Genomic DNA, 23,824 nt, shown 5'->3' with positions numbered 1-23,824 from the left:
TGCTAGATTGACTATTTCTGGCTGGTAGTATTTATCTGTAGCTCCCGTATCAGAACTCCGTGAACCCGTTGCCGCCGAGCGAATCGAGCTCGTGGTTGCGGCCGTTCGAAGCGGGACCGCTGCGGCTAGGGCGCTTGTTGAGGCCCTTTGTGACAGCCCGTCGGGGCGTCGCCACGGGAGCCGCCTTCGTCGCACGTGGCGCGCCTGCCTGGGGCCGGCTGCCGCCGAGCTTGAACCGGGAGACCAGGTCTCGGAGTTGCCCGGCCTGGTCGGTGAGCGCCAGCGCGGTGGCGCTCATCTCTTCGGTCTGTGAAGCGTTCCGCTGGGTCACCGCGTCCATCTGCGCGACCGCCTCGTTGACCTGCTCGATGCCGGCCGACTGCTCCCGGCTGGCGGCGGCCATCTCAGTCACGATGTCGGTGACTCGGTTCACGCTGGTCACGATCTCGGTCAGGGTGCCCCCGGACCGGTTCACCAAGTCGGTACCGGTCCCGACCTTCTGCACCGAGTCCCCGATCAGCCCCTTGATCTCTTTGGCCGCGGTGGCGCTCCGCTGGGCCAGGTTGCGGACCTCGGACGCGACCACCGCGAACCCGCGCCCCTGTTCTCCGGCCCGGGCCGCCTCCACCGCCGCGTTCAGGGCCAGCAGGTTCGTCTGGAACGCGATCTCGTCGATCGTCGTGATGATCTCCTCGATCTTTTTCGACGACCCGTTGATTTCGCCCATCGCTTCGACGGCGCCACTCACCACCAGACCGCCCCGCTCCGCGACCTCCTTGGACCCGCTCGCCAGTTGCCCCGCGCGCTGTGCGTTCTCCGCGCTCTGCTTGACCGTGGCCGTAATCTCCTGCAGTGCGGAGGCGGTCTCCTCCAGGCTGCTGGCCTGCTGCTGTGCCCCGGAGGAGAGCTCGCCGCTGGCGCTGGACAGTTGTGCGGACGCGTCGGCCACCTGCTCGGACACGTCCCGCACCCCCTCCAGCGCGGCCCGCACCGAAAGGACCGCTTGGTTCAGCGCGCGCGCCATCCGCCCCACATCGTCGTCCCCCAGATCGGGGGTCGTTACGGTGAAGTCCCCGGCCGCCAGCGCGTCCACCGCGCGGACGATCTCCCCGACCTTGCGGCGCAGCTCGGCCGTGTCCGCCTGCACCCGCTCCTCCAGCACCTTTGCCGCGGTCACATCGGTGGCGAACTTGACCACCTTGTACGGCCGGCCGGTGGTGGCATCCAGGATCGGGTTGTACGAGGCCCGGATCCACACCTCCTTCCCCCCTTTGGCCAAACGCTTGAAGTCGCTCGCCACGTACTCCCCGCGGTTCAGCTTGGCCCAGAACTCGCGGTACTCGGGGCTCGCCGCGTAGTCGGGTGGCACGAACAGGCGGTGGTGCCGCCCCTGGATCTCCGTGAGCCGGTACCCCAGGGTGCTCAAGAACGTCTCGTTGGCCGAGACGATGGTCCCGTCGAGGTTGAACTCGATGATCGCTTGCACTTTGCCGACCGCGTGCATCTGGCCCGCGTAGTCGGCGTTCTGCGCGAGCTGCGCGCCCACCGCGTCCCAGCTCACCCGGTCCTGTTTCAGGGCCGTCCGGATGCCTTGCACCGTGGCGTTCAGGGCCACCGCCATCTGGCCGAACTCGTCCCCCGAGGCCGCCTCGGACTTTTGGGTCAGGTTGCCCGCGGCCACGGTCCGCAGGACGGCGACCGTCGCGTCCAGCGGGCGCACGATCAGCCGCCGGAAGAACTGACCGATGGCCACCGCCCCAATGACCGCCGCCGCGATGACCCAGAACATCGTCGCGCGGGCCGAACGGTACTGCTCTTGTGCCGTTTTTTCCTCACGCGCGACCGTTTCCGCCTGGGCGTCGCACAGGTCGCGCAACCGGCTGTTCAGCGTGTCGGTGTTCGGGACCGACGCGGAACACCGCTTCTCGGCTTGCTCGATGTCGCCCGCGCCCAGCGCCTCCATCGTGGCCGCGTGGTCGCGCCAGAACCGCTCCAGGAGCGGCTGGGCGTCGGCCCAGATCCGCGCGTCTTTCTCCTCTTTGGCCATCGGTTCGTACCGCCCGAGTGCCTCTCGGGCCTTCGGCGAGAAGGTGCGGAGCGTCTCCCGGGCGCGCTGCTGCGCCACCTCGTCCTTGCTCCGGGTGGAGATGAGCATCGACCGCTCGCACCGCTGCACGGTCAGCAGGCTGGTCCGCAGATCGGTCAAGGCCTGGAGCGACGGGAGGCGGTTGCGGTTCGCGTTCTCGAGGGCCTGGTTCATCTCGCTCATGCCGCGGATCCCAGAGAACCCGACGCCGGCGCTCACGAGGGCCAGCAGCAGGAACCCGGCGATAAGGCGGGTGCCGATGCCGAGGTTGTTGAACCGCAGAACGATTCGGGCCCACATTACAACGTTCTCCTGTCGGGCCGCGCCGTGCGGACCGTGCGGCGGCCACGGGCGCCCGCCGGTGTACCGATCCGAGTACCTGCTGGAAGGCGTCGCCGGCGTGCGGGAACGTCGCGCCGGGTGCCGGGCGGACGGGGCATCCGCCCCGCCCGGCGCCCGGTCGAAGGTGGCGTTTCGCTCGGCGGCGGCGGCGCCGCGACCCGCTGCCGGTGCCCGAAGAGTAGTGCGCGACCTGGGAAGCACTTGTAGGGTAAACCCCTCGATCGCTCGTGGGTACCTGCTGCGTTTGGTTAGATCGTGAGGTTGCGTCGCGATTGTCGAAATGACAATGTGGCGACTGGTCAGGGCGGCGGGGGTGAGGTCAGAGGAGGCGCGGCTCGCGCATTCCGAACGGGGCCGTCCGGATCGGCCCGGGCGCCGTCGTGAGCGGGCGCGGGCGCTCGACCCACGCGCGAGATGAAACACGGACCGAGCCTGAAATGGCCCGACGTGCCGAACCGGGCGTCTTGAAGAAGGCGCGCGACCGTGTTAATGTGTTGTGGCCGGGGCGTGCTATTCGAACTCGCACGCGCGCGCCGGTAATACTCTCCCATCCCATCTGTTTTTCGGGCCTGTTATGACTTCTCTCTCCCGCTTGCGGCGTGGGTTCACGCTCATCGAGCTGCTCGTTGTCATTGCGATCATTGCGATCCTCATCGGGCTGCTGCTGCCCGCCGTGCAGAAGGTCCGCGAGGCCGCCGCACGGATGAAGTGCTCGAACAACTTGAAGCAGATCGGGCTGGCCTGCCACGGCTACCACGACGTGCAGAGCGCGCTGCCGCACGGCTCGATCCTCGACCTCACCCAGGCGTCGCCCACCATCACCCACCGGCAGCACTCGAACTGGGCGATCGCGATCCTCCCGTACGTGGAACAGGGGTCCCTCGGCCAGCTCATCGCTGCGGTGCAGCGGGACAATGGGCCGGGCCTGCCGCGGGACGATTACAACGACGCGAACGCCGCGCAGGCGTTCGTTCAGCAATTCCTGCCGCTGTACGTGTGCCCGAGCGACCCGAACGCGAACAAGATCCTCGAGCCGGAGTCCCGGGCCGGCAACGACCCGGCCGGGCGGAAGTTCATGACCGGCTCGTACCGGGCCGTGACGGGGGTCGGGGACCCGGCGGCGAACTACTACTGGGACGCCCCCAACGCCGCGCTGCCGGCCGCCAACCTGAAGGGGCCGATTCACGTTCAGAGCCGCGCCCTCGGCCTCAAGGGGGAGACGCTCACCGGGATCACCGACGGCACCTCGAACACGCTGATGGTGGGCGAGTACACCACCCGCACCCACGAGACCCGGGCCACGTTCTGGGCGCGGGCGTACACGTCGTACAGCATGGGATCGGCGGTGCCGGGTCAGCCGCGGTGCCTGCTCGGCGATTACGACCGGTGCCTCGCGATCGGCGGCACCGGCGGCGACAACCCGTGCAAGCGGGCGTTCGGGAGCCAGCACACCGGGGTGATCAACTTCCTCCAGTGCGACGGCTCGGTTCGCAGCGTGAGCACGTCGGTCGATACGAACACCGTGTTCCCCGGCCTGTGTACCATCGCGGGCGGCGAAGTCGTTCAGCTCAACTGACGCACTCATCACACTCAGTACGGAGGGCACGATGCGTCAGTTGATGTTCGGCCTGTGCGCGGCCGCGCTGTTCGGCGCGGCCGGGTGCGGGGGCGGCGGGCCGGTGTCGGTGTCCGGGGCGGTCACGCTCGACGGGCAGCCGGTGGAGGGCGCGAGCGTGTCCTTCACGCCCGCCGCTGGCGACGGCGGCGGAGTGGGCGGCTCGTATGGCAAAACCGACGCCCAGGGACGGTACGCGCTGAAGACCGTGATCGGGGACCGTGGCGGGGCAGTGCCGGGGAAGCACAAGGTGACCATCAGCCTGTCAAAGCCCGACCCGAAGAGCCCGGAGGGGGCCGAGAAGAACCTGATTCCGGCCAAGTACAACACCAAAAGCGACCTGACCTTCGACGTACCGACGGGCGGCACCGATAAGGCGGACTTCGTGCTGACCAAGTAGCGCACGCGGTCTTCGGTGTGCGAACGGGGCCGCGGCTGGCGTGCGGGGCAACAATGTCCCGCACGCCCGCCGCGGCCTCACTGCGTCTGCAACTCACTTTGGCTTTTGTGGTTCAGGGCGCCCTCCATCTGCTGACGCGGGCGGGTGGCCCGGCATCGACTTACAGCCCTTCGACCTCGAACCCCTTGCGGTACTCGCGCTTCACGAACGCGTTCGCCTTCTCGTTGTTCGTGACCTTCAGCGCCTTCGTGTCCCACTTCAGGTCGGTCTTCGGGAACCGGGTCGCGAGGCACCCGAGCAGCACCATCTCCGTCAGCGGGCCGCTGTAGCTGAACGGCGCCGAGGTCTGCCCGTTGCCCCGCACCGCCTCCACGTACTGGAGGTAGTGGTCGTCGGACTTCACGTCCGGCAGCTTGAAGTCCTTGAACTTCTCGCCGATCAGGATCGGCTGGCCGCCCGAATCGTACGGCGAGTACAGCACCCCTTCGGTGCCGATCAGGATCGAGCCCTGGCCGTCGAGCTTGTGCGCGCCGATCCTCTCGACGACCTCCTTCGGCGGGCGCACCTTACCGTTGTACCACGTCAGGGCGACCGTATCGGTGGTGAACTTCGACCCGGGGAACACGTACTTCACCTGCACGTCGAGCGTCCAGTTGTAGTCGTTCGGCCCCGGCAGTTCGGACGTGATCGACGACGGGTTCCCGACGCCGAGGGCGTTGAACACCGGGTCGAGGATGTGGCACCCCATGTCGCCGAACGTGCCGGTGCCGAAGTCGAGCCGCTTGCGCCAGTTGCCCGGGTGGTAGTACCCGCCGCCGATGAACGGCCGGTCGGCCGCCACGCCCAGCCACAGGTTCCAGTCGAGGCCCGCGGGCACCGGGTCCGTTTTGTCCGGCTTCGGCGCGGTGTCGCCCCACGACTTCCCGCTCCACGAGTGGACCTCCTTCACCTTCCCGATGACGCCGTCCTGCACCAGCTTGACGACCAGCTTGTGCTTGCGGGCCGAGTGGATCTGGATGCCCATCTGGGTGACGACCTTCTTGGCCGCCGCCGCCTCGGTGAGCTTGCGGGCCTCGTAGATGGTCTGCGTGAGCGGCTTCTGCCCGTAGATGTTGAGCCCGCGGTTGACCGCCATCATCCCGATGGGGGCGTGCATGTGGTCCGGGGTGGACACGTTCACCGAGTCGAGCTTCTTCTCGGCGTCGAGCAGCTTGCGGTAGTCCTTGTAGATCACGCAGTCGGGGAACCGCTTCTTGATGTTGCCGACGCGGGCGTCGTCCACCTCGCACACCGCGACCAGCTTCAGGTGCTTGCTGGCGGTCAGCGAGTTGATGTCGGCGCCGGCCATGCCGTCGGCGCCGAAGCTGGCGTGCAGCACGGTTTCGCTCGGGGCGGCGTGGGCGTGCGCCCTCCACACGAACGGCGCGGCGAAGGTCGCGGCGGCGGTTTTGAGCGCGGCGCGGCGGGTGATCGGACTCATCCGAAATGGCTCCTGCGTGGCGGGGGGTACTGCGAGGCGAGACCCAGAGGGTACGTCACCGCCGGCAGGACCGCAAGGCGCTGGTGCGGTAGATTTCCTTCGGCCCGCCGCACGACCGGCACAATCAGTAAACGATCCGGAACCCGTGGAGCGGTTCGCCCGGCTCGCGGTCGGTGGCCTCTTCGGAGGTGATGTTGTCGGCCATGCGGGCGCGGACCTCGGCCAGGAACGCTTCGACCGCGTGCGCGGGGCCGTCGGCGAGCAACTCGACGCGCCCGTCGCTCAGGTTCCGGACCCACCCGCGGACCGACGGGTGCGACCGGGCGAGCCGCGCGGCTGTGGCCCGGAACCCCACCCCTTGAACGTCGCCCGAGTAGTACACGATCCGCGCCATGACCGGTCCTCATTCGTCGCAAAGGCGAGTGCGTGCAGTATCGGGCCGAAGGGCGAGGGGTTCAACCGCTGATGTAGGGGCATGAGGGCTTCTTTGCTACAATGGCACTCCCGCCTGACTGCCCTTCCGCTCCGTCCGAGGTCCGCTATGCCGCGTTCGCTTCGCGGGTACGTTTTCGCCCTCCTGCTCGCCCCGGGCGCCGCCCCTGTTCGCGCCGCGGACGCCCCGGACTTCAACCGCGACGTGCGCCCCATTCTGGCGGCCCGGTGCTTCAAGTGCCACGGCCCCGACGACGCCTCCCGTAAGGCCGGCCTGCGGCTCGACACGGCGGACGGCGCGAAGGAGGCCATCGGAACCGCGCAGGACAGCGAGTTCCTGCGCCGCATCGAGACGACCGACGCCGATGCGATCATGCCCCCGCCGTCGGCGAAGATCCCGCTCACCCCGAAGGAGCGGGACACCCTGAAGGCGTGGATCACGTCCGGCGCCACGTATGCGCCGCACTGGGCGTTCGTGAACCCCACCCGGCCCGCGGTGGCGAAGCTCAAGGACCAGCCCGCGAACCCCATCGACGCGTTCGTTCGTGCGCGACTTCAACGCGAGGGCTTGGCCCCGGCCCCGGAGGCTGACCGCCACGCGCTGATTCGGCGGGTCTACCTGGACCTGATCGGCGTCCCGCCCGCGCCGGACGAGGCCGATACGTTCGCGGCGGACAAGAGCCCCGACGCCTACGAGAAAGTAGTAGACCGGCTGCTCGCGTCGCCGCTGTACGGCGAGCGGTGGGCGCGGAAGTGGCTCGACCTGGCTCGGTACGCCGACACGAACGGCTACGAGAAGGACCGCCGCCGCTCCATCTGGCCGTACCGGGACTGGCTCATCCGGGCGCTCAACGCCGACTTACCGTTCGACCAGTTCACGGTGGACCAGCTCGCCGGGGACATGCTGCCGAACGCGACCCCGGAGCAGAAGATTGCCACCGGGTTCCACCGGAACACGATGCTGAACGAGGAGGGCGGCATCGACCCGCTGGAGTTCCGCTACCACGCGATCGCGGACCGCACCGCCGTCACCGGAACCGTCTGGCTCGGGTTAACGATCGGGTGCGCCCAGTGCCACACGCACAAGTTCGACCCCGTCACGCACACCGAATACTTCCGCTTCTTCGCGCTGCTCAACAACACGGACGAGCCGGACTTTACGGTGCCGTCGGCCGAATCGGCGAAGCGCCGGCGTGAACTCGAAGCCGCGATCCAGCGGCTCGAAGCCGCGCTGCCCGATAAGTTGCCCGCGGAGAAGCGGGATGCGGCGTTCGCGGCGTGGCTCGGCGCCGAGCGCAAGCGGGCTGTGAAGTGGACCATCGTGACGCCCACCAAGATGGACGCCGGTCCCACGAAGCTGACTTCGCAGCCCGACGGCTCCGTCTTCGCGAGCGGGGACGCACAGAAACGCGACCTCTACACGCTGGCCCTCGAAGGATTGCCCGCGGGGGTGACGGCGGTTCGCATTGAGGCGCTCCCGGACGAGCGCTTGCCGGCTGGCGGGCCGGGGCGTGCGTACTACGAAGGCCCGAAGGGCGATTTCCTCCTCAGCGAGTTCACGCTGTCCGTTGAGGGTAAACCGGTTCGCGTTGGGGGCGCCTCGGAGTCGCACGCGCGGGGCAACCTGAACGCGAAAGCGGCACTTGACGGTCACCCGTTCACCGGGTGGGGCGGGAGCGGCGTGGCCGGCGGTCGATCGGTGGCTGTGTTCAATTTGGCGGAACCGCTCGCCGCAGATTCCGCAAAACTGGAACTCCTGTTCGAGCGGCACTACGCCGCCAGCCTCGGGCGGTTCCGGGTGTCAGTCACCACCGCCGGCGACGCGAAGGCGCGGGAGCTTTCCGCGGAAGTAGAGGCGCTCCTCGCGTTACCCGCGGACGAACTGACCGGCGCCGGTCGGGCCGCGCTGCTCCGGTACTGGTCGGCCGTCGCCCCGGAACTCAAGTCGGCGCGCGACGAGATCGAGACGCTACGCAAGCAGTTCCCGCAAGACCCGACCACGCTCGTGATGCGGGAGCGGCCAGCGGACCACCCGCGCCCGACGTTCCGGCACCACCGCGGCGAGTTCCTTGCGCCGAAAGAAGAGGTCAAGCCGGGTGTTCCGGCGGTGCTGCCGCCGCTCCCGCCGCTCCCGAAGGAGGCTGCACCCGACCGCCTCACGCTGGCGCGGTGGCTCAGCAGCCCGCAGAACCCGCTCACCGCGCGGGTGACCGTGAACCGGCACTGGCACGCGCTGTTCGGCCGCGGGCTGGTGCGAACGCTCGACGACTTCGGCTACCAGGGCGAAGCGCCGACCCACCCCGAACTGCTCGACTGGCTCGCGGTCGAGTTCCGTTCGGGCGAGAAGCCGTGGAGCGTCAAACACCTGCACCGGCTGATCGTAACGTCCGCGACGTACAAGCAGTCCTCGAAGGTGGCACCGGACCTGCTCGCCCGCGACGCGGAGAACCGCCTCCTGGCGCGCGGGCCGCGGGTGCGGCTCGAAGCGGAGCAGGTCCGCGATTCGGCGCTGAAGGCGGCGGGGCTGCTGTCCGCCAAGATGTACGGGCCGAGCGTGTTCCCGCCGCAACCGCCGGGCATCACCACCGAGGGCACCTACGGCGGGCTGAACTGGCTGGTGAGCCCGGGCGAGGACCGTTACCGCCGCGGGCTGTACACGTTCGCCAAGCGGACCGCGCCCTACGCCATGTTCGGCACCTTCGACGCCCCCAGCGGCGAGGCGTGTACCGCGCGGCGCGAGGTGTCGAACACCGCGTTGCAGGCCCTCACCATGCTGAACGACGCCGTGCTGATCGAAGCGTCCCAGGCCCTTGCGAAGCGCGTCGCCGCCCGCGAGGGCACGACGGCCGACCGCGTCGCGCACCTGTTCCGGCTGTGCCTGGTGCGCGAGCCGACCGTTGACGAGGTGGCTTCGATCGGCAAGTTCTACGAGGCCCAGCGCGAGCGGTTCGCGGCCGACGCCAGGCGGGCCAGCGCCGTGGCCGGGGCCGGGGACAACGCCGCCGAGCGGGCGGCGTGGACCGCAACGGCCCGCGCCGTTCTGAACCTCGACGAGTTCATCACGCGAGAGTGATTTGGGCATTTCGGAATACGGAATCCGGAATCCGGAATAAAAACCGAGGCCAAAGAAAGAACAAGCGGAGGCTATGCTATGAGCGCAGCGCTTCAATCCAGCGGTCCGGATTCCGTACTCCGAAATGCCCACACCTCCCGCCGGCACTTCTTCCGCGATTGCGGTTACGGGGTGGGGAAGGTGGCGCTGGCGTCGCTGCTGTGCGGCCGCGCGGGTGCGGCCGAGCGGCCCGCGGCGAACGACCCGCTCGCGCCCAAGAAGCCGCACTTCGCGGGCAAGGCGAAGGCGGTGATCCACCTGTTCATGGCCGGCGCGCCGAGCCAGCTCGACCTGTTCGACTACAAGCCGGAACTGGCGAAGCTCGAAGGCAAGCCGCTGCCGGCGGAGGTCATCAAGGGGCAGCGGTACGCGTTCATCCGGCCCGACGCCGCGGTGCTAGGGCCGCGGTTCAAGTTCGCCAAGCACGGGACGTGCGGCGCGGAGGTGTCGGAGGTGCTGCCGCACTTCGCGAAGGTGGTGGACGACGTGTGCCTCCTGAAGGCGGTACACACCGACCAGTTCAACCACGCCCCGGCGCAGATCTTTTTCAACACCGGGTTCAGTCAGCCGGGCCGGCCGTCGATCGGCTCGTGGGCGCTGTACGCGCTCGGGTGCGAGACGAAGGAGCTGCCCGCATTCGTGGTGCTCTCGACCGGCGCCGGGATCAGCGGCGGGGCCGCCAACTGGGGCAGCGGGTTTCTCCCGAGCCTGTACGCCGGCACCCGGTTCCGCAACGGGGCCGAGCCGATCCTCAACGTGAACCCGCCGGCCGGCTTCGACTCGGCCCTTCAGAAGGACACACTCGATCTGGTCGCCGATCTGAACCGGAAGCGGCTCGGTGCGGTCGGCGACCCGGAGATCGCGACGCGGATGGCGGCCTATGAGACCGCCGGGCGCTTGCAGACTGCTGCGCCGGAACTGACCGACCTCAAGAAGGAAGACAAGGAAACGCTCGCGCTCTACGGCGTCGATCCGGATAAGCCGAGCTTCGCCCGTGCGTGCCTTCTCGCGCGGCGGATGGTCGAGCGCGGCGTGCGGTACGTCAACATCTACCACGAGGGCTGGGACGCGCACTCGGACGTGGCCGGCAACTCGCGCAACAACTGCAAAACCACCGATCAGGCGTCCGCGGCGCTGGTCGCCGACCTGAAGCGGCGCGGGATGCTGGACAACACGCTGGTGGTGTGGGGCGGCGAGTTCGGCCGCACCCCGATGGTGGAATCGAACCCGGTGCTGGGCCGCAGCCAGGGCCGCGACCACCACCCGCAGGCCTTCACGATCTGGATGGCCGGCGGCGGGATCAAGCCCGGGGTCACGCTCGGCCGGACCGACGACCTGGGGTTCCACCCGGTCGAGGGGGCCGTTCACGTCCACGATGTGCAGGCCACGATTCTACACGCGCTCGGGTTCGACCACGAGCGCCTGACGTACCGGCACGCGGGCCGCGATTTCCGGCTCACCGACGTGTTCGGCAAGGTCATCAAGGAGGCGCTCGCGTAACGCATCCGTAGAATCAGCCGCGGCGTTAATCTCTCCGAAGGAACCGAGCCGTGCAGAAGCAGTACATCAACCCGCCCGAACTGAACCCCGCGAACGGGTACTCCCACGTGGTCGTGGCGCCCGCCGGGAAAACGATTTACGTGTCCGGGCAGGTGAGCCTGAACGAGAAGGCCGAGGTGGTCGGCAAGGGGGACGTGCGGGCGCAGGTCGAGCACGTGTTCCAGAACCTCAAGGCGGCGCTCGGGGCGGCCGGCGCGACGTTCGACGACGTGGTGAAGGTGACCTACTACGTCGTGGGGCTGAAGCCGGAACACCTGCCGCACATCCGCGAGATCCGCGCCAAGTACCTGAACCAGAAGACCCCGCCGGCGAGCACGCTGGTGGGGGTGGCGGCGCTGGCCGTGGCCGACTGGCTGGTCGAGATCGAAGTGGTCGCAGTGCTCCCTGGGTAACTGGCGTCAGGTTGGCGGCACAGGGCGGGAGCCCTGTGCTACGTCCGGCGACCCCGCCGGGGTGCGATACAAGGCAAAAGAGCAAAGGCAAAAGAGGTGCAATCCTTTTGGCTTTGCACTTTTGCCTTTTAACTTGTTCTCCGCCCGGAGGGGCCGGCTCGCGTAGCACAGGGCGGGAGCCCTGTGCCAACGGCTGCACGACATTCGGGCCGATCGCCCGAACTCGTTGCGGGCGTTCGCGGGGTAACGCGGCCGGTCGCGTGAGCGGGGCAGTTCCCCGGTCCCGCGGTCGAGGTGATATAAAGTCGCTATGAACACACACGGCTTCCTTCGCGTCGCGGCGGCGTGTCCGGAATTGCGGGTTGCCGACTGCCACTTCAACGCCGACCGCACGCTCGCGCTCATGGCCCGGGCCGAAACGCAGGGGGTGAACCTCCTGGTGTTCCCCGAGTGCGGGCTCACCGGCTACACCTGCCACGACCTGTTCCACCTCCAGTCGCTCCAGCGGGCCGCGGAAGAGGCGCTGGCGAAGGTGGTGGAGAAGAGCGGCACCGTGTTCCGCGGGGTCGCGCTCGTCGGGCTGCCGCTCGCCATCGAGGGGCAGCTCTTCAACTGCGCCGCGGTGATCCACGCGGGCAAGGTGCTGGGCATCGTCCCCAAGACGTACCTGCCCAACTACAAGGAGTTCTACGACGCCCGGTACTTCTGCCCGGCCGACAACGCGAACTTCTCCGCGGCGTCGTGCGCCGGCCAGAGCGTCCCGTTCGGCACGAACCTGCTGTTCGACTGCCGCACGATGAACGGGTTCACGCTCGGGGTCGAGATCTGCGAGGACCTGTGGATGCCGGTGGCGCCCAGCTCGCTCCAGGCGGTCATGGGCGCCACCGTGTTCGCCAACCTGTCCGCCAGCAACGAGGTGATCGGCAAGGCGGGGTACCGGCGGCAGCTCGTCAGCGCGCAGTCCGCGCGGTGCATCGGCGGGTACGTGTACGCGTCGTGCGGGGAAGGGGAGTCGACCACCGACACCGTGTTCGGCGGGCACTGCCTGATCGCGGAGAACGGGGCGATCGTCGCGGAGTCCGAGCGGTTCCGCCACGCGCAGCGGCTGCTGGTCGCCGACATCGACGTCGAGCGGCTGCTGCACGACCGCATCCAGACCAACAGCTTCCACGACGCCAACCGGTCCGCGGACCTGAGCCTCGGGAAGTACCGCACGCTGTCGTTCGACCTGGAGCTGAGCGCCCGCGAGCCGAAGTTCGTGCGCGCCGTGGACCCGCACCCGTTCGTGCCGTCCGACCCGGCCACCCGGGACGACCGGTGCCGGGAGATCTTCCAGACGCAGGTGGCGGCGCTGGGCCGGCGGCTGTCGCACGTCAACTTCCCGCCGGTGTCCATCGGCGTGTCGGGCGGGCTGGACTCGACGCTGGCGCTGCTGGTCGTGTGCAAGACGATGGACGAGCTCGGGGTGCCCCGGGACCGGGTCCACGCGCTCACGATGCCCGGGTTCGGGACCACGCGCGAGACCCGGGCCAACGCCGACGGGCTCGCCGGGGCGCTCAACATCGCCCTGCACGAGATCGACATCCGCGCGATGTGCCTCGAGCAGATGCGGGCGCTGGGCCACGCGCCGTTCGGCATCAAGCTGGCGGGCGAAACGGTCGAGTCGCTGTCGGACAAGCTGCGCCGGCTCCCGCCGCACAACCGGAGCGACCTGACGTTCGAGAACGTGCAGGCCCGCGTCCGCACGTCGCTGCTGATGAACGCCGGGTTCGTGATCGGCACCGGCGACCTGTCGGAGCTGGCGCTCGGGTGGTGCACGTACAACGCGGACCACATGAGCATGTACAACCCGAACGTGAGCATCCCCAAGACGCTCGTGAAGTTCCTGGTGCAGTGGGCGGCGGAGAACGAGTTCGACGGCCCGGCGCGGGACACGCTGCTGGCGATCGTGAACACGGCCATTCGCCCGGAGCTGCTGCCGCTGGACGAGGGCGGGGCCGCCACGCAACTGACCGAAGCGACGGTCGGGCCGTACGAGCTGATCGACTTCTTCCTGTACCACTTCCTGCGGTTCGGGGCGGAGCCGCGGAAGATCCTGTTCCTGGCGGGGCACGCGAAGTTCAGCAGGACGTACGAGCCGGACGAGGTGCGCCACTGGCTGAAGGAGTTCCTGCGGCGGTTCTTCGCGAGCCAGTACAAGCGGAGCTGCCTGCCGGACGGTCCGAAGGTGGGGTCGGTGAGCTTGTCGCCGCGGGGCGACTGGCGGATGCCGAGCGACGCCGCGGTCCGGGTGTGGCTCGACGCCGCCGAAGGCGGGTGAGCGGGCCGGGCGTGCCGCGCGCTTGACTCGGAACGGAACCGGGCCGAGAGAGCGGGGCGCCTATGGCACTTCTTGTGCGTTGTATCGGTTCGGCAGCTCGGCCTGACACCCGACGCATTCGAACACACGGTCTTTTACCAAGTTGAGCCAGCCGCACCCCAAGCAGCGCCGGAACTCGCACCGCGGATCGAATCCGTCTGTCGGTTCGAGACCCGCGGCGCGCAGCGCGTCGGCCACCGCACCCCACGACTTCGGCTCGGGGCAGTAACCCGTCGACTGATTGCTGACCCGTGTAACGAGCACACGCCCGCGCTCGAGCGCGAAGCACATTTCGCCCGCCGCGCGCACCGGACGGTTGCCCGCACACGCGACATGCTCCGAGCGCCGGTCGGCGACCAAGAGCGTGCCCTCGGCGCTGACGACGAACGTGACGGTGAGGTCGCCCGAACTGAGCCGCGGTAGCAGGTCGGTCGGACTGCTGACGGGCACACCACATACGGCGGATTCGCTCCGCTCGGCGATCGATCGCGGCCCGACGTAGTGGTAGAGCACCGTACACGCTCCGCAGGCAGGTGAGGGCGCCGGTTACTTCTGGTAGATCGGCAGGTAGTGCGTCGGGACGCTGAGGATCAGCACCGCAATAGCGGTCTGGTAGGTCGGGCCGTAGGCCGCCTCGCGGTAGATGTCGTGCCACTCGCCGGTGCCCTTCTGAAAGCCTGGGGCGAGCAACTGGTCCCGCATCCGCTTGTAATACTTCTCCCACAGCTCCCCGCCGACTTGGTTCATCGCGTGGCACGCGTAGTAGTGCCCGTACCAGAAGTGCCCCTGGTCGTCGCCCGTCTTGGTCAGGAATTCGACCGCTTTCTTGATCTCGTCCGCGTCGTACTCGCCGCAGAGCTGGAGCACGCACACCCCGGCCGCGGTTCGCGCGTAACCGGCGCCGGCGGAGAACGGCTGGTACTTGTACCCGCCGGATTTCTTGTCGTAGCACCGGTTCACGTACTTCAGGGCGTCTCGCATCACCTTGTCCGGCACGTGGACGCCGGCGTCCTTCGCGCCGCGTAGCGCCATCACCTGCATGATGGTGACCGAGATATCCGCGCCGGTCGGTGACGGGTCGTACCGCCAGCCGCCCTCGTTGTTCTGCGTCTTGACGATCAGGTCGATGGCCCGCTTGGTGACCTTCTTCACGTCCTCGTCGCCGGTCATCCCGTAGGCCTGGGTGAGGGCCAGCGTCGCCATCCCGTGGCAGTACATGTTGCCGCCGCGGGCACCGACGAGGTAGCCGTCGGCGCGGGCGGCGGAGCACAGGTGGCGGACGCCCTTCGCGACGTGCCGGCCGTAATCCCCTTGGTTCGGCATGTGGCCGTTCGCCATGAATGCTAGCAGCACGAACCCGGTGATCGCGGTGTTGCCGCTCGCCCAGGCCCCGTCGGCCTCCTGGCGGTCGGCGAGGTACTTGAGCGCCTTATCGACGGCCTTCTTGGTCGCGTCGTCCATCTTCACGTTGTCCTTGGGGGCGACGCCGGGCGCGCTGTCGTCCCGCGGCGGTTGCGTGCCCGCGGGGGGGGCGAACGCGCCCGCGAGCGAGCCCGTCAGGACGAACGAGAAGAAGAAGCGGCGCATGTGGGAACTCCGGCGGGCGCCTCGGGACCGTGCGGGCGGGGCGAGAACAAGGACTTCGGATCAAAAGTCCGATCGTCGCAAGTCGCAAAGTCACAAGCTATTAATGTCACTGGATTTGTGACTGTGCGACTTGCGACGATCGGACTTTTGACCCTAAACCCCAAGCGGGCCGGTGGGCCGCGCCGCGCTCGCGCGTGCGGTTCACCGGCCCGTAGGAATGCCGAGCGGAGCGGCCTTCCGGGTCACTTGCCGCGCGGGGCGGTGCCCATCGGCTTCCCGTTCTTGATGGTGACGTTGTACTGCTTGATCAACTCCCGGAACTCGGCCGGGAACTGGGCGTCGGTGGTCTGCTGCACCTTGTCGCGGTCCTTGCTGCGGAGCTTGATGAAGGCGCCGTCCCCGGTCGTGCCGGTTCCGGACGAGCCGGCGTTCTTGAGCTTCTCGCCGTCGGCGCGGTCGCCTTCGCTCGTCCCCATGTTCGTGCTCTGCTGGGATGTGCCCATTCCCATGCCCGTCGTCCCGGGCTGCATCCCCATACCGGCCTGAGCCATTCCCATACCCATTCCGGGTTCCGTCCCCATCCCGGGCTGCATCCCCATTCCCATTCCGGCCTGAGCCATTTGTCCCATTCCGGGTTGCGCACCGGGCGTGCCCTGGGCCATAGCAGCCCGGTTCAGCGCGTCGAGCGCCTGTTGGAGTCCCTGCGCGGCCTGCTGCTGGCTCATGCCGGCCTGATCCGGTTGCCCCTTCTGCAATTGATCGCCGGCCTTCTGGAGCTGGTCACCGGCCTGCTGCAACTGGTTCTGTACGGCCATCGGCGCGTTCGCCTGGGCCTGCTGGAGCGCGGCTTGGGCTTCGGCGTTCGCCTGCTGCGACTTGCGCAGCGCCTTCGTGGCGTCGAGCACCTTCTGCTGGAGGTCGATGAGCTGATCGGTCGTCGGGCTCTCGGGCAGGTTGTATTTCTCGATCAGCTCCTTGATGTCCTTGTCGTCCGCATCCTTATCGTCCAGCGGGGCGCACGGGTTGGCAGGCGGCCCCTTGTCGCCCTTCTTGTCCAACTCGGCCTTCTGCTCCTGTTCAAGCTTCGCTTTCTTCAACGCGCCGAGCGCACGCTCCTGGTACTCGATGCACTGCGGCCCGTCACCTTTCGCGAACGCTTTCGCGGCGAGATCGGCGGCCTTTGCGGCGTCGGGCATGTTCTGCTCGGCCGCTTTGGCCGCGATGTACTTCTGGAGCGCCAGGATCTGCGGCCCGTCCTTCTGCTTGGCGTCGGCGGGCATGCCGTCCGGGACGTTCAGCGGCTGAGCGTTCTTCGCCTTATCGGCGGCCTCCTTCGCCTGCTCGATGGCCTTCGCGAGTTGCTGAGCGGCCTGCTGCGGGTCGACCTTGTTGGGCTGAAGCGCGGCCTGGTCCGCGGCCTCCTGGCCCTTCTTTTCGTCGATCTTCTTCTGCACGTCCTTTGCGGCGTCGGCGAGCTTGTCCGCGGCCTCTTTGGCCTTTGGCCCGGCCGCCATCGGCATGTTCATCGCGAGGTCGCTCTGTGCGCCCTCTTGCTTCATGTTCGCATCGCCGACCTTGCCGGCGGCATCGGGGGCGAGTTCCTTCAGCTCCGCGCCGACATCCTTCGTTGACTGATTCAGGTCCGCTTGTTTCTTCGCGAGGTCTTCGGTTTCGGGCTTCTTCGGGTCGCCGGCGGCCTTACCCGCGGCCTTCGCTACGTCCTTCTCGCCTTTGGCGAGTTCGTCCAGTTTACCCTTGAGGTCTTCCAGTTTGGCAATCTCGGCGCGGCGCTCTTCGATCGCCTTCGCTTGTTTTTCCAACTCGTCTTTGGCCCGTTCGAGGGCCTGAAGTGCGTCCTGCTGCTTCGGCTTCGCCGCGTCCGGCTGCTGGTTATCGAGTTGCGCGGCCGCCTGCTTCTGGGCGTCCAGGGCCTTGTCGAGCGCTGCTTTTGCGTCGGTGTTGGGCGGGAGCGGGGCGCTGCGTAGCTCCTCGGTCTTCTTGGCGACATCCTTCTGTGCGGTTGCGGCCTCGGGGGCCCGTTCCGGCTTGGCCGCGGCCTTGTCGGTTTTGGCGTTTGCGTCCTTCTGTTCCTTGATGATGGCGTCGAGCCGCTCGGCGGCCTGCTTGGTGGCCGCCAGCGAGTCCACCTTTGCGAGTTCCGCCGCGGCGATCTGACGGTCGAGCTCGTCCTTCGCCTCGTTCAGTTCTTCTAACGCCTTTTGCTGGGGCTCTTTGGCGCTGGCGATGTCGCGGTTGCGGAGCTTCTCTTCGGCGTCCCACTCTTTGCGCTCGGCGGAGCGGAGCTTCTCGGCCACGTCCGGGGCCGCCTCGAACGTCGCCTTGTGGGCGTCGCGGGCGGCGAACTCGGCCTTGGTCTGCTGGTTGGCTAACTCGTTCGCGCGGACTGTGTTCGGGTCGCTCCCCTGGCGCTGGATGCGGCGCACCTCGGCGGCGTCGAGCCGCTCGGCGGTGTCACGGTTCACTTTCGTCTGGGCGTCGATCGCCTTGTTGACCTCGGCCTGCGCCTTCTTGAGCGCGTCGAGCCGGCTGGCGGGCGGGGTCCGCAGGGCCGCTGCCAGATCCTTCAGCTCCTTCGTGTGGCGCCGCTGCGGCACGCTGGCACTGGTGAACGCACCCGCTTTCAGGAGGCCGGCGGTGTCCTTCATGTCCTCGGCCAGCTTGGCGCCGCGGGACAACGCCTCGGCCCGTTCGAGCCGGGTCAGTTGGTCCGGGGTGAGCAGCTTCTCGGTCACCAGCCGGTTGACCTGTTTGAACACCGCGAGCACCTCGACCCGCAGTTCGCCCTGTTCGGCGGCGAGCGGCCCGCGGTCGTCGATGCGTACCGATCCGCGGGAGGGCAGGGTGGTGTTCGTGTGCGTGTCGCCGATCAGCGCGATCTGCTTTTCGGCGGCCCGTTCGAGCCGGTCGGCCGCCTCGTCGAGGTTCTTGATGACATCGAGCTGGCCCAGCATCACCTTGAGCTGGGTGATGATCGTCTTGCTCGCCTCGGCGGCCTCTCTTTGCTCCTTGGTCGCATTGGCGGGCGCCGCGACGGCCGCTTCAAGGTGGGCGAGTACGGCCCGGATCTCGGTCTCGCTCAGCCCGCGGAGGTCGTCGGCCACGCCGCGGAGCATCTTCTGCTCGGCGCCCGGCGCGAGCCGCTGGAACATGAGCGCGTCGAGCGTCGAGGACGTGCGGCGCGCGGCCTCGTCGATGCGGGCTTTGATCTTCTGCTGGTCGTCCCGCTGCTTGGCCGGGTCGGCGCTTTTGTCCTGCGAGGTGGCGAGCGGAACGAGGAGCCCGACCAGGAGCAGCGCGGCCGCGAACCAGCTACGACGGGTCGTCATCGGCGGGCCTCCTTGAGGCGTTGGGGTCGTGGGAGAGCGGCGACCCGACGAGAATCCGTTAAGTATCCAACCGTTCCGCACCGAATGCAACCGGGAATCGGTCCGCCCGTTACCGGTTCGCTGCGGCGCCGGACGGGCCGGCGCTACTTCTTCTCCGGCTCTTTCGGCGCGTTCGTGGTTTGCCGGAACAGGTCGGCCTGGTCGGCGGCCAACTCGCGGAGCTTGTCCTGGAGTTGGAGCTGGCGATTCTGCTCGTCGCGCATCTTGATCGCGACGCCCGCTTCCTCGCCGGTCACCACAATTTTGCGCCGGGCCTCTTGCGAGTAGCCCGGGGCGCGCCCGGGTGTAGGGTTCTTGTCGAACGCCTCGACGTACAATTCAACCGTGTCCCCGACCTCGAGTTTCGCGGTGGTGAACCCGCCGCTACCGTCCGGGACGGTTTTTTGCAGCCCGTCGATCTCGAACATGTACCGCCCGCCGGCCTCCAGACCCGCGGGTTCCGCTTCCGGATTCGGCGACGGCTGCGAGTAGAACTCGACGTTCACCTTGAACTGGTCGAACTTGCTCAGCCCCTGCCAGGACTTCTCGAACAGCCCCAGGTCGGGCACGTAGTTGCCCACGGCCGCCAGGTTCGCGGTGACCGGTTTCAGCGGGAGCCGCCTGAAGACCTTCTTGTTTTCGGGCCAGTTCCAGTCCTGGCGCGGGTGCTGGACCTGCTGCCACTCGGGCGGCATCGCGTCGGGGGCGACGCCCTTCGGGATCACCCGATAAGCGACGGCGGCCCGACCGACGCCCTGTTCCGAGCGGGCGCTGTAGACAACCATCACGCGCCCCCCTTCGGCGAGGGGGAACCGGTCGCCCCACTCGTGCGCCAGCTTGGCGGTGGACGTGCCGTGGTAGTTCTCCGGGTCCGGGTGCCGGGTGGACTCGGGCAGGAGCGCGACCGCCGGCGGGCGGTCCTCCAGCATGCGAACGGTGCGCCGGATCGGCACCTCGTTCGTGAAACCGCGGTCGTCGGTCAGTTCGATGCGGTAGCCGATCAGCTTCTCGTTCGTGGGGAACAGCCAGACCGCCGAGCGGCGGTCGGTGTCGATGTCGCGGGGCAACTGGAAGTTGTCCCCCGCCGACGGAACGAAGTCCCGTTCGCGCGCACCCTCGCGCAGGATCGGCACGAGCCGAGCGGACCGGACCGGCTTGTTGAACTTGGCGTCCACGCGGATCTGGGCGAGGGGCAGGGCGTCGCTCACGTCGCCGCGGACCCAGCCGTCGGTCCGGCGCACGAACGGCCAGCCGTCGGGTTGCGTGCCGAGGAACTTCGGGAGCCACAGTTCCGCGGTGAGCGCGTCGCCGTCGGGGCTGAGCTGCGGCCGCCCCTCGAACCGCACCCGGCCGGTTTCGCGCGTGCGACCGCTGTCCAGGCGCGCCGAGAACCCGAAGTTGATGGACGAGGGCGGCAGCTTCGTGACGAAGTACGCGGCCCCGGGCTTGTCGGGCACCTCCTTCTCGTACACGAGGTCGTAGGCCTCCGCGGGCTGGCCGTCGGGCTCGACCCGTAGCCGACCGCTGAACCCGGCCGTCGGCGGCGGGAGCGCGAACCCGTGTTCCGCACGAAGCCGGTCCGTGAACCACGGCCGCGGGTACGCGCCGGTCACCTCGTACCGCACCTCGACCTCCGCCCCGATCGGCCACACCTCTTCGGACACGTTCTTCAACTGGATGCCGCGCGGGATCTCGGCGCTCACCAAAAGCTGGCGGCGCAGCAGCACCCCGGCCAGCGCGGGTTTCGCGAGCCCGAACACGGTCCAGCCGATCAGGACCGGCGACGCCACGAGCAGCGCGAAGCCCAGCCGGCGGTAGTCCACGAGTCGCAGGAGGTTGTGTGCGGCGGCCAACTGGCCCGCCTCGCGCGTCACCGCGGCGATGAGGGCGGGCGACATACCCTGGGTGCGCGCCGCCGGGCGGTTCAACTGGATGGCCGTGACGAGCCGGTGCCCGAACGCCGGGATCGCCTTTTCCGCGTGCTGTGCGAGGTCGTCGATCGGCGGGGTGCGCAGCCACGGGCGAACGAGCAGCCAGTAGGTCAGCCCCAGGGCGAGGGCGAGCTGCCCGACGGTCATTCCGGCGTGCATCCAGCCGGGGGTATCATCGATGACCGCGGCGGGCGGGGGGCGGAACCCGTGGGCGAGCCGCATGTGGTCGCTGAACCAGCGCTCCTCGGCGGTGGGGGCGGTGGGGGCGAACACCCAGGTGGCGTTGAGCACCCGGCGCCACGTCTCGGACCCGAGGTACCGGTCGGCGGTCCAGTCGGCGAAGCACGCGAGCGCGAGGACGGTGCCGAGGATCGCGACCAGTCGCGCCCCGCCCCACACGGCCCGGATGAGTCGCTCGGTGCGCCGCCAGTGCCGGAGTTGCTCGAGTAGCAGGTTCATTCGTCGGTGCCCAAACGCGCCAGCACGTTGGCTATTTGTGACCCCTGCTCCCTTGCGGGAAGGGGCAAAAATCGAACGCCGGCGCGGAGGCGCCGGCCGGTGAGGCGGGTCACTCAGCTCAACCCGCTGAACTTTCGCAGGAACCACTCGACCGACAGCAGCCCGATGAGCAGGAACAGGGGCCACCGGTTCCACAGGACGACTTCCTCGCGCTTGGTGAACGTTGCGAACTGCGCCTTCACGTCGTCGGGTAGCCGGTGCAGATCTTCCTCACGGTAGAACCGGCCCGGCCGTTCGGCCGGCCCGCTCTCGGCCGCGAGCTTCGCCATCTCGGCTTCGGCCAAGCTCCCCGGCGCCTGTTCGTGATCGGGCGGCAGCGTGACCCGGTACTCCAGCGTCGCGGGCGAACGGTTGCCCGGCGACACGTGGAGTTTGTACCGCCCCGCGCGGCTGAACGTCAGCGGCGCGACGTACTCGCCGTCCTGGCCCGACAGCTTCTGGAGCTTCACCGGGATGCGGGCGTCTTTGTCGTCCTCGCCCCCCCCGACTCGTTCCAGCGTGGCGCTGACCTCGTCCGCGGTAAGCGCCTTGAAGTTCTCGTCGAGCACCCGGGCGTAGACCTGCCCGGTCCGGCCCTGCACCGGTTCGAGCGTGTCGAGCGACACCTGGGTCAGCTTCGTTCCCGCCGCGCGCGGGACGCCGGCCTGGTACACGCACTGGCTCCAGAACCGGCCGAAGTACCGGTCGGCCTCGTTGAACCGCCACTTCCAGGTGTCGTCGAACGCGCTGAACAGCACGTACCCCTTACCGTAGTAGTGGCCCGCCAGCAGCGGCAGCGGCCGGTCGTCCGGCTCGGGGGTGCGCTGGGTCGGGTGGACCAGGAACGCCTCGGCGCCGGGCTTCAGCCGCGTCACGGGGTAGTACCACTCCATCGGCTGCAACTGCTTCGTCTGCGACGCCCGCTCCGGGGCCGCCGCCGGGGGCTCGGCTGCTTCGGTGCGGGCGGTGCGGTCCCACAGCATCGCGTTGTCGGTCGGGATGTCCTCCAGCGCCACCAGCGGGCTGCGGATCGCGCTGGGGGCCAGCGCCGGAACGAACGGCTGGTAGTACCGGCCCCCCGGCGGCCGGGGCGGGAACTTCACCGGGACCGCCTCGACCGGGAGCACGTCCGCGATGGTGTGCCGGCCCGTCTCGGCGCTGAGCCACTCGTGCGGCGCGTGGACCTTCCCGGCGATGTGGATCAGCCCGCCCCCCTCGGTCACGAACTCCTTAATCACCTGCTGCTGGTCGGGCGTGAAGAACGCGCCCGGGATGTCGCCAATGATAAGGAGGTCGTAGGCGTTGATCAGCTTGCGGAACGGCTCGCGCTCGAGCGCGAGGGTGCCGTTGACCTGCTGCGTGAACTCGGCCAGCCACGGCTCGCCGAGCCTCATCGCGTCGCGGTCGCCTTCGGTGAGGAAGAATCGCGCGTCCACCCGCCGGTCCCGCTGCAACGCCCGCATCAGGAACTGGAAGTCCTTCCGCGGGAGCCCTTCGACCACGAGCACCTGCAGCTTCTTGGTGATGATCTGGGCCGGCTTGGTCACGGTGTCGGTGAGCGGGTCGCGCGCGCCGGGGCCGTCGGGCCGCACCGTGACCGTGACGGTCACCTCCTGCCGCCTCGCTGCGGCGTCTTCTTGCGTCGGCACGAAGCTGAGTTGCTCGCGGATGTCGTCGCCCTCGCGCACCGGGATGTCCCGCTTCGCGGCCACCTCGCGGTCGCCGAACTTCACCACGATGTCCACGTTGCCCGCGGCCACGCCCTTCACGGCGTACCGCACCGGCACCGTCACGATGTCGTCCTGGAACACGGACTCGGGCACGCTGGCGTCGCGCAGCCGGAGCTGTCCGAAGGACGAGCTGCCGACGCCGTAGACGTGCAGCGGCACCTTGCGGTCGCGGAACCGCTCGGCGAGTTCCGCGAAGGTCTTGCTGCCACCGTTCTCGCGCCCGTCGGTGACCACCACCACCGCCGCGGGCAGGTCGTTGTCGTCGCGGTTGAGTAGCTCCAGCGCGGACGCGATGAGGGCCGTGCGCGGCTGGTCGGGGGTCTGTGTCTTGAGCCACCCGAGGTCGTTGCCGTCCTTGCCGCCGGAGCGGGTCGTGCCGAACGTCGAGACCTCGAGCGGTCCGATCGCCTTGAGCCGGTTCAGCAGGTCGAGGCGCGGGTTCGTGAGCGCGGCGCGGGCGACCGCGAACCGCGACGGGCGCTCCTCCTTTTCCGGCGGGGCCGTCGGGAGCGGCTTGTTCGGCTCGATGAGGTCGAACGCCAGGGCCGCCCGCCAGTGGTCTTCCGGCGCGGGTCGGGGGTCCTTCTGGTCCATGCTCTGGGACACGTCGATGAGCACCGCGACGGGGCGCCGCCGCTGGGCGCTGTCCTCCCGGACCCACGTGGGGCGGAGCAGCAGGAACGCGACCACCAGCACCACCGCCACGCGCACGCCCGCGAGCAGCAGCCGGCGCACGACGCCGAGCCCACCGGCCTCGAACACGTAGAGCGCCCCGACAGCGACCACCGCGGCCACCGCCAGCAGCAGCGCCAGCCACGCGGGGAACCAGCCGCGGCGCTGCAACTCGGCGAACAGTTCGGCGGACGCGAACAGAGCGTTCATAGGCGCGCGGCACCCGTTGTCGAACAAAGACC

Annotated in this window: 14 protein-coding genes; 6 read left to right on the top strand and 8 right to left on the bottom strand. The window is 68.7% G+C overall.

From position 1 onward, the window contains the following. Window positions 1–49 precede the first annotated feature (49 nt). Entirely contained in the window at window positions 50–2,386 is a 2,337-nt protein-coding gene (locus tag R5W23_RS24075; protein WP_320688512.1) for a methyl-accepting chemotaxis protein, read from the bottom strand. Window positions 2,387–3,002: 616 nt separating this feature from the next. Between R5W23_RS24075 and R5W23_RS24070 the strand changes: the two genes are divergently transcribed. Both R5W23_RS24070 and R5W23_RS24065 read left to right on the top strand, forming a co-directional pair. After that, on the top strand, window positions 3,003–4,004 hold the full coding sequence (locus R5W23_RS24070; RefSeq protein WP_261187977.1) for a DUF1559 domain-containing protein: 1,002 nt from the start codon (window positions 3,003–3,005) through the stop codon (window positions 4,002–4,004). 31 nt (window positions 4,005–4,035) lie between these two features. After that, entirely contained in the window at window positions 4,036–4,443 is a 408-nt protein-coding gene (locus R5W23_RS24065; RefSeq protein ID WP_320688511.1) for a hypothetical protein, read from the top strand. 160 nt (window positions 4,444–4,603) lie between these two features. Here the strand turns inward: R5W23_RS24065 and R5W23_RS24060 are convergent, their stop codons facing one another. Together R5W23_RS24060 and R5W23_RS24055 are read right to left on the bottom strand one after the other, a co-directional pair. Beyond that, entirely contained in the window at window positions 4,604–5,923 is a 1,320-nt protein-coding gene (locus tag R5W23_RS24060; protein ID WP_320688510.1) for a Gfo/Idh/MocA family protein, read from the bottom strand. 124 nt (window positions 5,924–6,047) lie between these two features. After that, window positions 6,048–6,317, bottom strand: coding sequence for an acylphosphatase (locus R5W23_RS24055; RefSeq protein ID WP_320688509.1), 270 nt, complete (start codon window positions 6,315–6,317; stop codon window positions 6,048–6,050). A gap of 147 nt (window positions 6,318–6,464) precedes the next feature. Here R5W23_RS24055 and R5W23_RS24050 point away from each other — a divergent pair, with 147 nt between their 5' ends. From R5W23_RS24050 to R5W23_RS24035, 4 genes are all read left to right on the top strand, one after another. Next, complete coding sequence (locus tag R5W23_RS24050) at window positions 6,465–9,428, top strand: PSD1 and planctomycete cytochrome C domain-containing protein (RefSeq protein WP_320688508.1); 2,964 nt, start codon at window positions 6,465–6,467, stop codon at window positions 9,426–9,428. 78 nt (window positions 9,429–9,506) lie between these two features. Further along, complete coding sequence (locus tag R5W23_RS24045) at window positions 9,507–10,967, top strand: DUF1501 domain-containing protein (RefSeq protein ID WP_320688507.1); 1,461 nt, start codon at window positions 9,507–9,509, stop codon at window positions 10,965–10,967. A 50-nt stretch (window positions 10,968–11,017) separates the two neighbouring features. After that, window positions 11,018–11,419: a RidA family protein gene (locus tag R5W23_RS24040; RefSeq protein WP_010038162.1), complete on the top strand. Its 402-nt coding sequence runs from the start codon at window positions 11,018–11,020 to the stop codon at window positions 11,417–11,419. A gap of 310 nt (window positions 11,420–11,729) precedes the next feature. Then, a complete protein-coding gene (locus R5W23_RS24035) occupies window positions 11,730–13,739 on the top strand; it encodes an NAD(+) synthase (RefSeq protein ID WP_261187989.1) in 2,010 nt (669 codons plus the stop codon). Between the two features lie 60 nt (window positions 13,740–13,799). On the opposite strand, the gene R5W23_RS24030 is transcribed toward R5W23_RS24035, so the two are convergent. From R5W23_RS24030 to R5W23_RS24010, 5 genes are all read right to left on the bottom strand, one after another. Further along, window positions 13,800–14,291: a hypothetical protein gene (locus R5W23_RS24030; protein WP_320688505.1), complete on the bottom strand. Its 492-nt coding sequence runs from the start codon at window positions 14,289–14,291 to the stop codon at window positions 13,800–13,802. Between the two features lie 33 nt (window positions 14,292–14,324). Further along, the gene (locus R5W23_RS24025; protein WP_320688503.1) at window positions 14,325–15,365 is read right to left on the bottom strand and encodes a prenyltransferase/squalene oxidase repeat-containing protein; all 1,041 of its coding nucleotides are present in this window, start codon (window positions 15,363–15,365) and stop codon (window positions 14,325–14,327) included. Window positions 15,366–15,607: 242 nt separating this feature from the next. Beyond that, window positions 15,608–18,712, bottom strand: a complete 3,105-nt coding sequence (locus R5W23_RS24020; RefSeq protein ID WP_320688502.1) for a hypothetical protein — start codon at window positions 18,710–18,712, stop codon at window positions 15,608–15,610. A 143-nt stretch (window positions 18,713–18,855) separates the two neighbouring features. Beyond that, window positions 18,856–21,141 carry a hypothetical protein gene (locus R5W23_RS24015; RefSeq protein WP_320688501.1) on the bottom strand — a complete coding sequence of 762 codons (2,286 nt, stop codon included), beginning with the start codon at window positions 21,139–21,141 and terminating at the stop codon, window positions 18,856–18,858. A 113-nt stretch (window positions 21,142–21,254) separates the two neighbouring features. Then, on the bottom strand, window positions 21,255–23,792 hold the full coding sequence (locus R5W23_RS24010) for a hypothetical protein (protein ID WP_320688500.1): 2,538 nt from the start codon (window positions 23,790–23,792) through the stop codon (window positions 21,255–21,257). Window positions 23,793–23,824 lie beyond the last annotated feature (32 nt).

Source organism: Gemmata algarum (genome assembly GCF_034097035.1).
Lineage (GTDB): Bacteria > Planctomycetota > Planctomycetia > Gemmatales > Gemmataceae > Gemmata > Gemmata algarum.
This window is presented reverse-complemented; position numbering and strand designations above follow the sequence as displayed.

Bases quoted from the DNA above. Each gene is read 5' to 3' on its own strand.
- R5W23_RS24075 (WP_320688512.1), bottom strand. From the start codon at position 2,386: ATGTGGGCCCGAATCGTTCTGCGGTTCAACAACCTCGGCATCGGCACC.
- R5W23_RS24070 (WP_261187977.1), top strand. From the start codon at position 3,003: ATGACTTCTCTCTCCCGCTTGCGGCGTGGGTTCACGCTCATCGAGCTG.
- R5W23_RS24065 (WP_320688511.1), top strand. From the start codon at position 4,036: ATGCGTCAGTTGATGTTCGGCCTGTGCGCGGCCGCGCTGTTCGGCGCG.
- R5W23_RS24060 (WP_320688510.1), bottom strand. From the start codon at position 5,923: ATGAGTCCGATCACCCGCCGCGCCGCGCTCAAAACCGCCGCCGCGACC.
- R5W23_RS24055 (WP_320688509.1), bottom strand. From the start codon at position 6,317: ATGGCGCGGATCGTGTACTACTCGGGCGACGTTCAAGGGGTGGGGTTC.
- R5W23_RS24050 (WP_320688508.1), top strand. From the start codon at position 6,465: ATGCCGCGTTCGCTTCGCGGGTACGTTTTCGCCCTCCTGCTCGCCCCG.
- R5W23_RS24045 (WP_320688507.1), top strand. From the start codon at position 9,507: ATGAGCGCAGCGCTTCAATCCAGCGGTCCGGATTCCGTACTCCGAAAT.
- R5W23_RS24035 (WP_261187989.1), top strand. From the start codon at position 11,730: ATGAACACACACGGCTTCCTTCGCGTCGCGGCGGCGTGTCCGGAATTG.
- R5W23_RS24025 (WP_320688503.1), bottom strand. From the start codon at position 15,365: ATGCGCCGCTTCTTCTTCTCGTTCGTCCTGACGGGCTCGCTCGCGGGC.
- R5W23_RS24020 (WP_320688502.1), bottom strand. From the start codon at position 18,712: ATGACGACCCGTCGTAGCTGGTTCGCGGCCGCGCTGCTCCTGGTCGGG.
- R5W23_RS24015 (WP_320688501.1), bottom strand. From the start codon at position 21,141: ATGAACCTGCTACTCGAGCAACTCCGGCACTGGCGGCGCACCGAGCGA.
- R5W23_RS24010 (WP_320688500.1), bottom strand. From the start codon at position 23,792: ATGAACGCTCTGTTCGCGTCCGCCGAACTGTTCGCCGAGTTGCAGCGC.